Here is a 15,381-nt window from a genome sequence, read left to right as displayed (position 1 = left end):
GGCAACAGCCTTGAAGGCTAACCCGCCGAGGGAAGCAGCCGGTCCATCCCATTAGCCGACGTTCAGGAAGTCCGCTGTCGGCAGCCCCGGAGACACGAAAACGAAGCTTCGGCCATTATTCCAGAGCGCATCAGCGCGATGAGGCGGCGACCAATTAAGAAACGTCGCTTCCATCGAGCGCCAACGCCTCGCCAGCAAGGTGAAGCGACCCGGTGATTAGAATTCTTGGCCGGTCCAGCCAACTACGTTTTGCAATCAAATGCAGTGCGTCCGCGATCGATCCCGTCGCTTCAGCGACGTAGCCTGCCCTGCGAGCGGAAAGCACGACTTCACTTGCGCGCTGGCTGGCGACCGCCCTCACTGGAACGGCGATAACCGCGGGTGCATGGCGGGCGAACGCTTCGAGAAATCCGTCGGAGTCTTTGGTCCGCATCATGCCAGAGATGAGTACGAGCGGACGGCGGGAGGCTTGCTGGAGTTGGTCGAGCGTCAATGCGATCGCTCGGCCTCCGTCGGGGTTGTGTCCGCCATCGAGCCAGATTTCGGCGTCCATCGGAGCGATCTCTGCGATTCGTCCGTTCTGAAGCGATTGCATCCGCGCCGGCCATTTCGCGCGCAGCAGTCCGGCTTCTATGTGCCGAACCTCAAGAGCCCAGTCCGCGCATGCCCTGGCGACCGCTATGGCGCAGCCGGCGTTTTCGATCTGATGCGCGCCGATCAGGCTGGGAAGCGGCAAGGTTAGCCGTCCTGTCCTGTCTTCAAATATGAACGCGTCGCGCGCCTCGTAGGCGAGCCAGTCCCGACCAGCGACGTGAAGCCTGGTGCCGACCTGGGCGGCCGCCCGTTCGATCGTGGTTAGCGCGTCCGGTTGCTGATGGGCGATGAAAGCGGGCGTTCCGGCTTTCAGAATGCCGGCCTTCTCGCTTGCGATCGAGCCGACATCGTTCCCGAGAAACTCCCGATGATCGAGGCTGACCGAGGTGATGACGCTCGCCTTCGCGGACGGAATGACGTTCGTCGCGTCGCATCGCCCGCCAAGTCCGACCTCAAGCAGGAGCACGTCGGCGGGAAACCTCGAAAAGAGGAGTAGAGCGGCCGCGGTCGTGATCTCGAAAAAGGTTATCGGTCGCCCGTCATTGATGCGCTCGACTTCTTCAAAGGTTTTCGCGAGCTGGCGCTCGCTGACGAACTCGCCGCCGCCTTTGCCTCCAAGCCGGATGCGCTCGTGAAACCGAAGCAGATGGGGAGAGGTGTAGGCGTGAACGGCCAATCCTCGGGCTTCCAGGATCGCTCTCAGAAACGCTGTCGTCGAACCCTTTCCGTTGGTCCCGGCCACCTGCACGGTGGGGGGGAGGCGCCTTTCGGGATGACCAAGATCGGCGAGCAAGCGCTGCATCCTCCCCAGAGAGAGCTCGATCTCCCTAGGGTGCATGCTCAGGAAGCGCGTGAGGAACGCGTCGCTGCGGCAAGACGGTTTCGCGGCTTCTTCTCCGAAGATCACGGACACACTGCGCGGGCTGGCGGTGCGTCGGCCGGTTCTGGCGGTCCCTGTCGAGGCGCTGGAGGAAACTCTAGCGATCATGGATGTTAGCCTCTCGCCGTTGCTCGGGCGTCGACCCTGACACGCGTTTCACGAGCCCAGCGTTCGCCGCCACCTCTTGGGACAAATGCGCCGAGCCGCATTCCATGAACGCGCGGATCTTGCAGGTCTCGCAGATCTTCGGGTCGAGGCGCTGGTAGATTTTGGAGATGGCCTGTGTCTTCGAGTAAAAGATGTGGTCGGCGCCCATCCACTTTAGAAAGCCGGTCCTGGTCCAAAGCTCGAGCACTGGCGCTCTCGGACGGTGAAAGTAGATATCGCCCCCGATGGCGCGCCGGCGGGCGGCTTCCTGCCTCCACAGTTCTGCGCCCGCCAGGTCGACGAAGTTCATGCTTCTCGCCATCACCAGTAGATGCTTCTGATCGGGCGACCGCAGCCTAAGTTGGTGTAACTTGTCGCCGACGAATTGTGTCGCGCCGTAATAGGTGGCGCCCTCGATCCTCAACATCTTGAGCTGCGGACATTCGGCGGGCGCCTGTTCGAATTCATCGAGCGGCGTAAAGCGCCGCGAGGCGTCTGATGGGTCCGGCGTCAGGATTCGGAAGTGGGGCCGTGAGGTTCGCTGCAAATAAGCCGCGAGAGACATGCCTGCGCCGAGCATGATGGCGATGTGGAACGGCAGAACCGCCATGGCGCAGAATGTCGTCGCGGCGATCGCGAAGTCGACCCGGTTGAGACGGGCGAGTTCGACGAAGCGAGAAAAGTCGAGGAGGCTCCACGCCGTGTAGATCAGGAGTCCGGCGATGGCGGCTGTCGGAAGTTGCCGCAAGAGGGGGGCGGCGACTGCGACAAGGCCCATCAGCGCGGCCGCTGCGAAGATCGCGGCGGCCGGCGTCTGAGCGCCTGCCTCGAAGTTAGGAAGGGAGCGGTTGAGCGAACCGCAAGACAGGTAAGAGGAAGACAGGCCTCCGAACATGTTCGATAGGCCTTGGCCAACGAACTCGCGATTGACGTCTATGCGTTCTCCGGAACGCGCAGCGACCGCCTTTGCGATCGACACCGACTGCCCGAGCGCGATGACCGCAAGCGCCGCGGCGACTGATGCAAGGCGGGTCAAGTCCTGGAAGGGCGGCTCGGGGATGGCGAAGGACGGGATCGCCGTCGGTATGGCGCCGATCACCGAAACCGCTTCTCCGCCGATGCGGAGGTTCAGCGCCTCCGACAATGCCCAGCCCACGAGCAGCCCGATCAGCATGAAGGGGATTTTCCGTGAGATCGCGCGCAGTCCGACAGCGACGACAAGGGTGGCCAAGCCTACGCTCGTCGCCGACCAGTTGATCGAGCGCCAGTTCTCTACGACGCCGACAAGCGCAGCTCCTGGCCCGTGACCGCTGGCCGACGGCAGGCCGAGCATATCGGGCAGCGCGTAACACGCGATCAACGCCGCCGCTCCGCTCGTGAAGCCGAGCAGAACGGCCGGCGAAAGGAAATCTGTCAGGCTGCCGAGCTTAAGGGCGCCCACGGCGAACTGGATGATCCCGACCATGATCGTCACCGCAAGGGCGAGCGCGATGTAGTCCGGGCTGCCGGCCATGGCGAGCGGGCTGACGGCGGCGAACATCGCGAGGGAATTCGCGTTGGTCGGGCCGGACACGACATGAGAGCTCGACCCGAACACGGCGGCGACGATCGTCGGCACGATCGCGCTGTAAAGCCCGTACTGGGGGGGCAGGCCAGCAAGCGTCGCGAACGCGATGCCCTGTGGCAGCACGAGCAGCGCGCCCAGCAGCCCGGCGACGAGATCCGCCTGCATTGTGCGTAGCGTTACCCGACGCCACCATCCGGACGTGATCGTCATGCCGACCTCCCCAGCGTATGGGCAGGCGTTCGGGCGCAACGGGTCGTCGCCGCTCCAGCGCATGGAGCGGCAGGGTGCATGTCAGTGCCAGACATCGTCGATCAGATGCGTTGAGGCGCTAGGATGTGAGCGCCGGGTTTGAACCAGTCGATTGATCGCCGTCGTCGACGGCGCTTCGGGCGTTAAGCGGGAACAGCCTTCCGTCCCGGGCGACCTTGATGGCCGGGCCCTGACCCCTGAAATGCGGCGGCCAGGACGAGGTGTGGCGCAACTCGGCAGGCACGGCGGGGATGATCAGGCGTTCGAGTTCGTCGAGACGCCCCGCGGACTTCGCGATGCGGTACTTCGCGCTGTGAATGCATTCGCGATCGCGGAATTCACAGAGGTTCTTCGCAGTGCCTCCGCACGGACCGTTCGCCAGGCCCTTCGGGCATGTCTCAGGGCACACATACTGAGTGGCGGCAAGCCGACACATGCCGCAGGTTTCACAGCCGAAAATCGGGTTCTTAATCGCGCGCTCGACGCGCTCTGTGAACTTGCCTACAGGCGTCCGCCGACCGATCGCGCGGACCGCGGTCCCGAACAGTCGTGACACGGGTCCTCGCTCGAACGCCCAGTCGTGGACGAACTTCATCACGTGGTACTTCGCTCGCGCCTTCCCGGACGCGAACTGGGTCGTACCTTTAAGCAGATACCAAGGGGTGTCCCGAGGGGCGAGAGACGCGCGGTCGCTGCTAGGAAGCGTGCACGCCTCCTCCCAGGCTCGTCGCCAGGTGATCCGGTCTGGGCAAATCTCGGCGCATTCGCGGACGATTGCCTGAAGCTCCTTGACCTTGGCGAGCGAATGGATCCCGGTAAGCTGGACCCCTGCATAGCCGAGGTAGCGCACGCCCAGGATCTGGAGCGCAAGACGCCTCATCGATCTCGCCACGCCCCTGTCTGAGGTCAGGGCTTCGTCGGCCTCCAGCAACGCCAGGAATGAATCCGTGACGGTCACGCCGGCAAGCTGATTGGCGCGAATATATCGAGCTCTCGCCGCCGTCATTGGCATTAGATTGGCGACGATCGGCGTGTTGTATTTTCTTCCCTCGATCCAGTACATCGCCTCTTCATGCTTGATGATATCATACCCGACCTGGGTAATGATCATATCGCATCCGGCGTTGATTTTCTTGCCCAGCTTTAGGTACTGAGCCATCCCGTCTTCTTCGCGGTATTTGAACGGGTTGAGCGCCCCCGCGACGAAGATGTTGGGGTTGAAGGCTTTCGCCATCGCAATGCCGGGAACGGACTCGAGATAACGGGGGCGAGAGCCCACAGGCTCCTCATGCAGACGGTCGCCTGTCAGCATCAGGATGTTCTCAAGGCCGTTCCCCTGCATCCGGCGCAGCGTGTCGTCGAGATGATGCGTCTCTCGGCCCTTGCCGGAAAAATGCACAAGCGGCTGCTTGCCGGTCTTCGCCAGAAGGTGGCCCGCGGCCGCAAGCGGATCCGGGTCGTGATCGGAAATCACCCGGTCGGTGACTGAAAAGCCGGTCAGGGTTGGCATAAGGCTGACCGCAGAGGCCAATTCGTCGAGCTTGGTGAAATCGTCCCTCAGGACTTTCTGGCTCGAGGGGATATACTCAAGCGACCAGAAAAACCGACGGTCCCTCAGCGCGCTTCGCAGTGCGTTCGACGATCCACCCGCACCCAGCTGGGGTGCGGAAGGACCACCCGCCGTGATGACTTTGTCATCCATAACTAGACTCCGACAGCCCCGGCGCGTTCCATGTCCTTGGCCCCGATCGCTCCCACGGCGAAGCCCTTCACGGCCTCCTCGTAGAGCAAATCGAGAACGCGCTCCTTCAGCACGCCGTATTCGGCCGATGTGAAGAGATGCACGTCACGCGGACGCGCGATCGGCACGTCGATGATCTCCTTCACGCAGGTCGGCTTGTAGCTGAGCACGATGATCTGGTCGGCGAGGAAGATCGCCTCGTCGACTTCGGAGGTGACGAACAGTGTCGTGGTGCGATGCTCTTCGAACAGTTGACCGAAGTATTCCTGCATCAGTCCACGAGACATGTGGTCCAGGCCGCGGAAAGGTTCGTCCAGAAGCAGCAGGTCGGGCTTGTTGATGAGGGAGCGCGCGACCTCGGCGCGCCTCTGCATGCCGCCCGAGAGCTGGTTCGGATATCGATCCTCGAAGCCACCCAGTCCGACCTTCTTCAGCAGCGCGTTCGCCTCGCTCCGCGCCTCGTTCGCCGGTTGTCCGGCCTGCAGGGGCCCGAACGCGACGTTCTCTGTCAGAGACATCCAGGGAAAAAGCGCAGTCTCCTGGAACACGAGCATGCGGTCAGGACCGGGCCCGCGAACCTCCGCTCCATTGACCTTCACGGACCCGAGACTCGGCTTCTCATGTCCGGCGAGCATTTTGACGATGGTGCTCTTTCCGGCACCCGACGGTCCGATCAGGACGGTCAGCTTGTTGGGCTCCAACGTGAAGGAGCAGTCGCGCAGCACCACCTCGGCCTCGCCGGCGCGGGAGTAGACCTTGCCGACGCCGTCGAGTTCGGCGCTGATTGACGTTCCGCTTCGAGCCACTGTCGCCTCCCTCACGCGAATTCACGTTCGCCGGCCGTGAAGGCTTTGACGGCCTCCTCGTGCACGGCCTCGATCGCCTCTTCCTTCCGGCGCAGGAACTCGGGGGTGCCGAGCATCTTGATGTCGCGCGGGCGAGGAAGGTCGACGAAAATGGTCTGCTTGATCCGCCCAGGACGGGAGGACATCACCAGAACGCGGTCGGCGAGATAGATCGCCTCCTCGAGATCGTGGGTGATGAAGAGCACGGTCTTCTTCGACATGTCGTAGAGCTCGAGAAGAGCGTTCTGCGTGACGGTCTTGGCCAGCGCGTCGAGACCGCGGAACGGTTCGTCGAGCAGGATGACCCTCGGATTGTTGAGGATCGCGCGGATAATCTCCACTCGCCGGCACATGCCCGAAGAGATCATCCCGGGATAAAGATCCATTACGTCCGACAGGCCGACGCGGGCGAGCAGAGCTTCGGCGCGCTTCGTGACGCTCGCCTCGTTTTCCTGGCCGCGCAGCAGCGGCCCCCGGATGAGATTCTCCCGGATCGTGGCCCACGGAAACAGCGCTCCGTTCTGGAAGACCACGATGCGGTCCGGTCCGGGCTTGGGAGCCGATCCCGGTCGGTTGATCCATTCGCCGTCGAGATAGACGACGCCGTCGGAAAGTTCGTCGAAGCCGGCGATCGCGTTGAGGAGGGTCGACTTTCCGCAGCCGGACGGACCCACGATGGCGCAGAACTCGCCGGGGCGGATTTCGATCGAGCAGTTGTCCAGAGCGACGACTGCGTTCGGGCCCGGAGAATAGACCTTCGAGGCGTTGCGGATCGAGATCCAGCCCGACTGCCCTGTGGTCCTGAACTCGTAGCTCGCATAGATCCTGGCGAGCTCGCGGATCAGCGCCTCGCCCGACGCTCCGTTCCGTCGGCAGCTCTCCTGGAAGCGGCCGCCATCGATGGCGAGGACCTTGGTTTCGGTCTCGCAACGCGCGGAGATCACGCGGGCCGCGCCCTGGACGGCCGCGGCGTAACCGAACAGCTGTCCGGGCGTCGCGGTCTCTTGCGTGATGGACAGGTTATGATCGTTGAGCCGGACTTCCGGATGGCCGACACGCCCGTCGATCAGGATGTAGAAATCCGCCGCCTGGTCGCCCTTGGCGAAAATGAAATCGTGGGCGGCGAAGGTCTCCTCGCGAGCGTAGAACGAGATCTCGTCGAGCATGGGTCGGGGCGCCTGGCTCATGAAAGAGTTGAGCCGGAGAACGCTGAGTCGGTTTTCACGAGTGGTCATCGGTGCGCTCCCCCTCAACGCCGGGTCCAAGGCGCTGCGGTGCGCCCGATCAGGTTCATCGCCACGCTCGACAGCAGGCCTGCGACGCCGATGCTGATCATCCCGATGATGATGCCGACCATCGACTGGCTCATGTACGAGTTCCAGGTCAGATAGCCGAGGCCGTCGCTCCCGGAAGCCATCTCCGCTGCGATGACGACTTCCCAGGTGATCGCGATTGCGATTGTCAGTCCCGTGAACAGCGACGGCAGGGTGGCCGGCACGAGGATCTTCCAGAACATGGCGCCGCGCGAGGCGCCGAGCGATCGCGCCGCTTGGATGTAGCGAATGTCGACATTGTCGATGCCCGCGAGGACGTTGATGAAGATCGGAAAGAAGGCACCGATGAAGGTCAGATAGACCATCGTCATCTCGGACGACGGCCAGAAAAGAATCGCCAGCGGCAGCCAGGCGACCGGCGGGATCGGCCGGACGATTTCGAGGATGGGGAACACCGACTGTCGGGCGCGCGTGGATGTGCCCATCCAGATTCCGAGCGGCACGGCGAGAGCGGCGGCGATCCCGAAGCCGAGGAACACGCGGCGCGCGCTGCTCACCCAGCTCATCCAGTAGCCTTCCTGCTGGATGAACGAGGGAATGGCGACGGCGACCTCTGCCGGGCTCGGAAGCAGGACAAGATATCCAAGCGTCCGCACCATCTGCCAGACGGCGAAGAAGAGCAGAATCCCGACGGCTTGCTGGAGAAGCGTGGAGTTGATGGACATGCTCTTTGCCTTGTGGCGGACGGCCTGCGGCGCGGGCGTGATGGCGGCGGAGTCGGCTTGAGCGCTCATGCCTCACCTCTGGATTTCTGCTGCCAGCGCATAAGGAACTGGCCGACGGCCCGGATCATCGCGCTCGACAGCCAGCCGAGGACGCCGAGCGTGATCATGCCAATGAAGATGTTGGGAATGGCCACCTGGGTGTAGCCGTCGAAGATCATGTAGCCGAGGCCGGCGCGTCCAGCGATGAGTTCGCCGCCAACAAGCGAAAACCAGGCGACGCCCATGGCGATCTGCATGCCGGTGAAGATGAACGGCAGCGCGCCCGGCACGACGACCCTGAACAGAACCGCGCGCTTGGAGTAGCCGAGGCAACTAGCTGCGCGGAAGTAATTTTCGTCGATCGAGCGCACGCCAAGGTATGTATTCAGGACGGTCGCAAAGAAGCTTGCGAGCATCGTCACGAAGATGACGGGCGTCTCTGTGCCTGCGAAGATCAGGACCGCGATGGGAACCCACGCCAGAGGGGGGATGGGCCGTAGGAGCTCAACGAGCGGAAACAACAGGTTCCGGCCGAGCTTGCTCCATCCGATCAGGATGCCGAGCGGCGCGCCGAGCGCGATCGACAGAAAGAAAGCGACGTAGACCCGCAGGACGCTGGTAACGATGTGCTCATAGTAGTCCGGGGTGAACAGCGAAATGCCGTATTGCGGCTCACGGCTGGTCCACTGCTCGAAGAGATAGAGAGGATTGGGGATGAAGTTGAACCGCGGCAGCTGAAATACTGCGGTCGCGAGATACCAGAGGACGAAGAAGACCACGAACCCGACGACGGTCCTGCGAACCGGCTTGCTGACCGCCGCGCGGCGCAGTCGGAGCAGCGGGGCGCCGCGTGCGATGGGCCAATCGGCCGATCGCCTCAAGCGCGCGTCGTAGTCGTCCAAGCCCGGCGCGACCGTCGCATCATGCGTTCGGTGCGCCGCAATCTGAGTTGTTGCCATGACGTGTCTCTCTCGTGTGCTGGCGGGATGGCCCGGACGTCATGTCTGTGACGCCCGGGGCCGATCGTCGGCGCTGCCAGTCAGCCGCCCGACACGAGTTGGTCGCCCTTGTAGGGACAGTCTTCCGCCGCCTTGGCGGTGAGTTCAAACAGCCCTTTCGTCGGATCGAGATTGAGCTCCTTGAACGCTTGCTCGACGAGGTCCGTCCTGATGGCGTTGTCGGAGAGCGAGGGCGCCTGGACGACCTTCAGGCTTTTCAGGAACTCATAAATGCGGCCGACCAGCTCCCTCTCCTGCGAGGTGACCGTCATCATCGCCTTGAACGCCACCGGGGCCGGCTTCAACTTCTCCGGCGGATTGCCGTAGATCGAGTGCCACAGCTCTTCACGCGTGTAGTCCGGCAGCTCGGCCTTGAGGGCTTCGATGGCCTCCTTCGGCTTGTCGCGGAGATAATAGAGGGCCTCGATGTTCGCCTTGAGCCAGGCGACCGCGACGGCCCGGTTCTTGTCGATGAAGTCGCCGCGCATCAGGATGGCGTTGGCGTCGCTCTCGCCGAGATCCGCCGAGGAGGCCGCGAAGTCGGCGTAGCCGTCGAACACGGCCTTGGTCGCGTGCGGTTCGTAGACGGCCGCCGCGTCGATGCGGCCGGCCTGCAGGCTGGTGACGATCACTTCGGCCTGCATCTGCTGCCAGACGGGCTTGACGCCCGCCTTCTTCGTCACGCCCTGGGCCAGACGGTCGGCGCAGCTTCCTTTCGGAACCCCGACCGTCTTACCGTCGAGCCATTTGACGGCCTCGTCGGTCGTGGCGAAATGAGGCGCGCCCTTGCGGACTAGGAGCACTCCGCACATCCGGCTTGGCGACACCGCATTCATGCCGACCAGGTAGACCGGCGCGATGGCGGATTTGGTCGTCGAGAGCACCGCAGGATTGTCGCCGAGGTAGCCGATCTGCTGCTTGTTGGCGAGCAGGTCGGTGATGACCGGCGGCCCCTGCAGATTGCGCTTCCACTCCACCTTGCTCCCCTCCGGCAGCCATTTCTGCCAGAGGTTCAGTTGCTTCATCAGGATCGTGTCCCAGGCGCCGGTCCAGCCTACAAACAGGTTGGTGCTGATGGAGACCGGGTCGCCGGATGCGCGCTTCGCCTGCTGGGCGACTGCGTCATACGATGACGTATTGTATTCGGTGGCCGTGGCCGGGTCGGCGCCGATGAGCGCCCCCACGACGGTGACCGCCCACAGTTTTCTGTTGAGCTTCATCGCCATTGCGTTTCCTCGTTTTTTATTTTCTCGAGTTCTTGGAGCTTCTTATTCGGCAGCCTGGCTGGCGAAGCCTCCATTGTTTGTTCCGGCGCGCTTGAGAAACTTCTCGTTCTCTTCGGGCGTCATGCGGAATGTGTTCTCCTCGAGCGGATAAGAGCCCGCCACGACCGCGTCGCGATATTCGGTGAGCGCGGTTTCGATGATCGGACGGACGTCGGCGAACGCGCCGCGGTTCTTCGGGATCGGGAACGCGCTGTACCCGACCAGGTCGCCGCTGATGTGATAGACGCCGTCGTTCACCGTGCCGCCGCCCAGCGTGATCATTGGGGCCTCGAACGTCTGCGACAGATAGGCGGCGACATCGGTCGGCACCTGCTCGACGATGAATGCGAAGACGCCGGCGTCGATGAACGCGCGAGCATCGTCGATGATCTTCATCGCGTCATCGGCCGTGCGGCCCTTTACGCCGAAGCCGCTCTGCTCGGTGCGGCGGGACGCCTGCATGCCGATGTGACCCATGACCGGGATGCCGGCGCGAACGATCTCGGCGATGTACTCGGCCGTGTAGCGATTGCCTTCGCACTTGACGCAATCGGCGCCGCCTTCCGCGACGAGCCGGGTCGCGCTGGCGATCGCCTGCTCTTTGGACGCGTGATAGCTCATGTAGGGCATATGGCCGACGACGAAGCCGTACTTGGTCACGCGGCTGACCGCACGCGTCAGCGCGAGCTGCTCCTCGAACTTCACCGTCGTCGGATCGGGATGGCCGAGCAGCGCCATCGGTCCGGCATTTCCGACCACCAGAAAATCGAACCCGACGCGATCGGCGATCGCAGCCATAGGCGCATCGTATACGCCAATCGACGTGATCTTTTGACCGGCCTTCTTCTTGTCGTGAACCGATTTGATCGTAACTTTCTTGCGCTTCACAGGATCCATATCAGAACTCCCTATGTAAAATCAGCACCTTCATCATTATCGTAGTGCTTGACATTTTTGGTGCAGGACTGACATTAGACGGATGAAATTAATAACAGCAAGCGTGACGGGATAATACACATGTTATTACTGTAACTAATCGGATCATAATTCGCAGTTATCAGTGAAAAATCTTGTGGCGATTTCATAGGCATACCCGGGAGGGGCCGAAATGAACTACTCTGCCAGGTATGCTCTTCTCGCCGATTTCGGCGAGTTTGATTGGAACCGGCTGCGGGTTTTCCGGGTCGCCGTCGAAGCCGGCAGCTTCACGCGGGCCGGAACGCTACTGGGCCTCAGCCAATCAGCGGTGAGCCGGCAGATCGCGGGTCTCGAAGCTTCGCTGAAGATCTCGCTGTTTCACCGCGGCGCGCAGGGTCTGGCGCTCACCGAAGTCGGCGAGATCTTTCACGCCACCGTCACGTCGATGTTCGAGCGCCTCGCCATGGGGCTTGCGCGCATCGACGATTTTCGCGGCGCGGCCTGCGGGCCCTTGCGGATCGCGACAGCGGTGGTTTTCGGGTCGTCCTGGTTGACGTCAAAGATGGCGAAGTTCCGCCGAGAATTTCCGGACATCAGCCCGACGCTCCTGCTGTCGGACAATATCGAGCTCGATCTGTCGACGCGTCAGGCGGACATCGCCATCCGCTTCTTCAATCAGACGCAGCCGAACCTCATCCAGCGACACCTCATGGCTCTGCCTTTTCGGGTCTACGCGTCGCGCGAATACGTCGCGAGAAAGGGCGTCCCCCAAACGGTCGCCGATCTCGATGAGCACGACCTGATCGCCTATGGCGACTACCTGCCGGCTCACGTCCACGATCTGGACTGGCTGGTGAAGGTCGGCATTCCGGCCGACCAGCCGAGGCCCGCCGTGATGCGGGCGAGCAGCGTGTACGCGATCCTCAGGGCGGTGAAGGGCGGCCTGGGGCTGGGCCTGCTGCCCGCTTACCTCCAGGAGGATCTTCTCGATCTGGTCGAAGTCCTAGAGGACACGCGCAAGCCCGTCGTCGAGGCCTTCCTCGTCTACCCAGAGGAGGTTCGAAAGTCCCGCCGGATCGAGGCGCTGACTAAGTTTCTCATGTCGGAAGCACGCGATGACTTCCAGCCGCTGCGGGAGACCGCCGTGTGAGGGGCATGCGCCTGCGGTCTACCCCGATGCGCGCCAGACGGCTTCCGCACGCAATCGATCGGAGCCTAGGCTGCAGTTATCGAAAGTCATTTGGGGATTTACATGCTCAACGATGCGCCGAACAGCTCTGCAACGGCTATCCATTCTCAAGACGTGACCGCCAGCGCAGCCGAAAATATCCACCTCTCCGATCTCAGCTACGGAGAAATGGCGCCGAATGTCTTGAAGCTTGCCTGCCCGAACAGGCGCGGGATCGTCGCCACCGTCAGCAATATGCTGTTTGAAGCGGGCTTTAACATCCGGGAGGCCGCGCAATACGACGATCACGAGACCGGCCAGTTCTTCATGCGCGTGGCCTTCGACGGCTCGGGCGCCCGGGCAGATCTCGAGGCCCGGCTCGGCGCCACGGAAAAGCACTTCCAGATGACGAGCTCCCTGCGGTTCGACAAGCGGCCGCAGCGCGTCCTTGTCCTGGTGTCCCGCTTCGATCACTGCCTCGCCGACCTGCTCTACCGCCAGTATGTCGGCGAAATGAATATGCAGATCGCAGGCGTCGTCGCGAACTATCCGCGGGAAACCTTTGCCCGTCTCGATTTCGACGGCGCGCCGTTCCACTACCTCCCGATCACCAAGGACACGAAGAAGGAGCAGGAGAAGCGCCTGTTCGAGGTCATCGATGAAACCGAGGCGGACTTGATTGTTCTCGCGCGCTACATGCAGGTGCTGTCAGACGAAGCCACAGAACGGCTCGCGGGCCGCTGCATAAACATCCACCATTCGTTCCTGCCGGGCTTCAAGGGCGCAAGGCCGTATCATCAGGCGCATGCCCGCGGCGTGAAGCTCATCGGCGCGACCGCCCATTACGTCACGGGCGAACTCGACGAGGGGCCGATCATCGAGCAGGACGTCGAACGCGTCTCTCACGGCGACACTCCCGATGCGCTGGTCCGCAAGGGTCGCGATATCGAGCGCCGGGTGCTCGCCCGGGCCGTTCGCTATCACATCGACGACCGCGTGATGATCAACGGTCCCCGGACCGTGGTGTTTCCGGACTGACGCCGCGATGACAGCCCAGATCATCGACGGCCGCGTGGAAGCCGACAAACTGCTCGCCGAAGTCGGGTTCGGCGTTGCGGAACTGAAGCGGCAGACCGCCGTCACACCCTGCCTTGCGGTAGTCCTTGTCGGCGATGATCCCGCAAGCGAGATCTACGTCCGCAGCAAGACCCAACTGGCCGCGGCGGTCGGGATCCGGTCGGTGAAGCATGCGCTGTCGGCTTCAACCACGCAGGCCGAACTTATGGAGATCATCGACGCCCTGAACGAAGATCCGGCTGTTCACGGCATCCTCGTCCAGCTTCCGCTGCCTCCGCACATATCGACCGACTGCGTGCTGAGCCGCATCATCCGGGAGAAGGATGTCGACGGCTTTCATCCCGCCAACGCCGGTTCGCTTGCGGTCGGCAGGCCGACGATCGTCCCTTGCACGCCGCTCGGATGTCTTCGGCTCGTCAAATCCGTTCGATCCGACCTGACGGGGCTGGACGTGGTCGTGGTCGGGCATTCCCGGATCGTCGGCAGGCCCGCGGCGCAGGTCTTCCTCAACGAGGACTGTTCCGTCACCGTGACCCACAAGGAGTCGCGCGACGTCCCGGGTCACTGCCGCGAAGCCGACATCCTGGTGGTGGCCGTCGGACATCCGCACCTGATCAAGGGCGACTGGATCAAGCCCGGCGCCATCGTCATCGACGTCGGCATCAACCGGATGGCGTCTGGCGACGCAGGCAGGATCGTCGGCGATGTCGATTTCGCGGCGGCTTTGCACGTCGCGGGAGCGATCACGCCGGTTCCCGGCGGCGTTGGACCCATGACGGTCGCCGCCTTGATGTCGAATACCGTAGCCTGCGCAAAAGGCCTGTCATCGGCGGGCGCCGCCGGTGACGTCTCGAGGATGAAAGGAGAAACCGTCTTCGTCTAGAACGCTTCTTCCCGATGCGCCGGCGGGAAACTGATGAAAACAAGCCGCGACTGAACGCGGTGGAGGAAACGCCGAATGCTGCTCCGCCACATGGAGTATGTGGTCGCACTTGCACAGGAACGGCACTTCGGCCGGGCCGCGGCGCTTTGCGGCGTCACACAGCCCGGCTTGTCCAGCGCGCTGAAGACGCTCGAAGCCGAGATCGGCACGCCGATCGTCCAGCGCCACCAGCGCTTCGACGGATTTACGCCGGAGGGCGAAAGGCTTGTGGAATGGTGCCGGCGCATCCTCGCCGACAAGCGGGCGATGCTCGACGAGATGGCGACAATGCGCAGCGGGCTGTCGGGCCGGCTGCGCATCGGCGTCGCGCCAAGCGCCGCGGCGACCGTCGCGAGGATCGTCAAGAATTTTCGCGTCATTCATCCGACCGTCCAGTTCGAAGTCATCCATGTTCGCCACGAACGTCTCCCTTCGGATCTTCAGGACTTTCAACTAGACGCAGGAATCACGTTCCTTGACGAAGAAAATAGACGTTTCGGCCATCACGTTCTAAGTCGACAGAAGATGGCGGCGCTGATTCCAAACAACTTTCAACTGGCGACGAGAGATTGCGCGACGTGGTCGGAGGTCGCTCAGTTGCCTCTGTCGCTACTTTCGCGACAGACTTACGAGCGTCGGGCGATCGACGCTCAATTTCAGGAAGCTGGATTTAATCCAGAACCTGTCATCCAATCGGAGACGATTGCAGAAATTTTTCAGAGCGTCGCAATTGGAGATACGGCGACCATCCTGCCGCTCAGTTGTATCGAGGATGCGTGTGTTGCGACGGCCAGTCGCACCATCGTTTTAACGTCCGAAACCGCGACGCATGAACTTGCCATGGTATGGCTGAATATCAGCAACCCCGCGCCCTTGATTAATGCAATAGTATCTGTGGTGAAATCTAGTTCTTCAACAGATCAGATAGCAGATCTGACTTTTTGATACACGCGCGTGATCTGCTCTCCAGCC

Annotated in this window: 13 protein-coding genes; 4 read left to right on the top strand and 9 right to left on the bottom strand. The window is 62.5% G+C overall.

The genetic code is table 11. The annotated features are described in order from the left end of the window. Window positions 1-154: 154 nt before the first annotated feature. From ACFOWB_RS21970 to ACFOWB_RS21930, 9 genes are all read right to left on the bottom strand, one after another. Entirely contained in the window at window positions 155-1,507 is a 1,353-nt protein-coding gene (locus ACFOWB_RS21970; RefSeq protein WP_378149356.1) for a bifunctional folylpolyglutamate synthase/dihydrofolate synthase, read from the bottom strand. Between the two features lie 64 nt (window positions 1,508-1,571). Then, window positions 1,572-3,398, bottom strand: a complete 1,827-nt coding sequence (locus ACFOWB_RS21965; RefSeq protein WP_378149354.1) for a SulP family inorganic anion transporter — start codon at window positions 3,396-3,398, stop codon at window positions 1,572-1,574. A gap of 118 nt (window positions 3,399-3,516) precedes the next feature. After that, window positions 3,517-5,139, bottom strand: a complete 1,623-nt coding sequence (locus tag ACFOWB_RS21960; RefSeq protein ID WP_378149352.1) for a methylenetetrahydrofolate reductase C-terminal domain-containing protein — start codon at window positions 5,137-5,139, stop codon at window positions 3,517-3,519. Window positions 5,140-5,141: 2 nt separating this feature from the next. After that, window positions 5,142-5,984 carry an ABC transporter ATP-binding protein gene (locus ACFOWB_RS21955; protein ID WP_378149350.1) on the bottom strand — a complete coding sequence of 281 codons (843 nt, stop codon included), beginning with the start codon at window positions 5,982-5,984 and terminating at the stop codon, window positions 5,142-5,144. Window positions 5,985-5,995: 11 nt separating this feature from the next. Further along, window positions 5,996-7,189 carry an ATP-binding cassette domain-containing protein gene (locus ACFOWB_RS21950; protein WP_378149347.1) on the bottom strand — a complete coding sequence of 398 codons (1,194 nt, stop codon included), beginning with the start codon at window positions 7,187-7,189 and terminating at the stop codon, window positions 5,996-5,998. Between the two features lie 83 nt (window positions 7,190-7,272). After that, on the bottom strand, window positions 7,273-8,091 hold the full coding sequence (locus tag ACFOWB_RS21945) for an ABC transporter permease (RefSeq protein ID WP_378149345.1): 819 nt from the start codon (window positions 8,089-8,091) through the stop codon (window positions 7,273-7,275). After that, complete coding sequence (locus ACFOWB_RS21940) at window positions 8,088-8,840, bottom strand: ABC transporter permease (protein ID WP_378149343.1); 753 nt, start codon at window positions 8,838-8,840, stop codon at window positions 8,088-8,090. The genes ACFOWB_RS21945 and ACFOWB_RS21940 overlap by 4 nt, the downstream gene beginning before the upstream one ends. Before the next feature lie 260 nt (window positions 8,841-9,100). Continuing rightward, window positions 9,101-10,285: an ABC transporter substrate-binding protein gene (locus ACFOWB_RS21935; protein ID WP_378149341.1), complete on the bottom strand. Its 1,185-nt coding sequence runs from the start codon at window positions 10,283-10,285 to the stop codon at window positions 9,101-9,103. Between the two features lie 42 nt (window positions 10,286-10,327). Then, complete coding sequence (locus tag ACFOWB_RS21930; protein WP_378149339.1) at window positions 10,328-11,221, bottom strand: 3-methyl-2-oxobutanoate hydroxymethyltransferase; 894 nt, start codon at window positions 11,219-11,221, stop codon at window positions 10,328-10,330. 211 nt (window positions 11,222-11,432) lie between these two features. Here ACFOWB_RS21930 and ACFOWB_RS21925 point away from each other — a divergent pair, with 211 nt between their 5' ends. The 4 genes from ACFOWB_RS21925 (at window position 11,433) to ACFOWB_RS21910 (ending at window position 15,354) form a co-directional block, all read left to right on the top strand. Then, window positions 11,433-12,392 (top strand): LysR family transcriptional regulator, encoded by a 960-nt coding sequence (locus tag ACFOWB_RS21925; RefSeq protein WP_261402159.1) that lies wholly within the window; start codon window positions 11,433-11,435, stop codon window positions 12,390-12,392. A 207-nt stretch (window positions 12,393-12,599) separates the two neighbouring features. Beyond that, the gene (purU, locus tag ACFOWB_RS21920; RefSeq protein ID WP_261405804.1) at window positions 12,600-13,448 is read left to right on the top strand and encodes a formyltetrahydrofolate deformylase; all 849 of its coding nucleotides are present in this window, start codon (window positions 12,600-12,602) and stop codon (window positions 13,446-13,448) included. Window positions 13,449-13,455: 7 nt separating this feature from the next. Continuing rightward, on the top strand, window positions 13,456-14,370 hold the full coding sequence (locus ACFOWB_RS21915) for a bifunctional 5,10-methylenetetrahydrofolate dehydrogenase/5,10-methenyltetrahydrofolate cyclohydrolase (RefSeq protein ID WP_261402160.1): 915 nt from the start codon (window positions 13,456-13,458) through the stop codon (window positions 14,368-14,370). 75 nt (window positions 14,371-14,445) lie between these two features. After that, window positions 14,446-15,354, top strand: coding sequence for a LysR family transcriptional regulator (locus ACFOWB_RS21910; RefSeq protein WP_261402161.1), 909 nt, complete (start codon window positions 14,446-14,448; stop codon window positions 15,352-15,354). Window positions 15,355-15,381: the final 27 nt, after the last annotated feature.

This window comes from Chenggangzhangella methanolivorans, from assembly GCF_042648545.1.
GTDB lineage: Bacteria > Pseudomonadota > Alphaproteobacteria > Rhizobiales > Methylopilaceae > Methylopila > Methylopila methanolivorans.
This window is presented reverse-complemented; position numbering and strand designations above follow the sequence as displayed.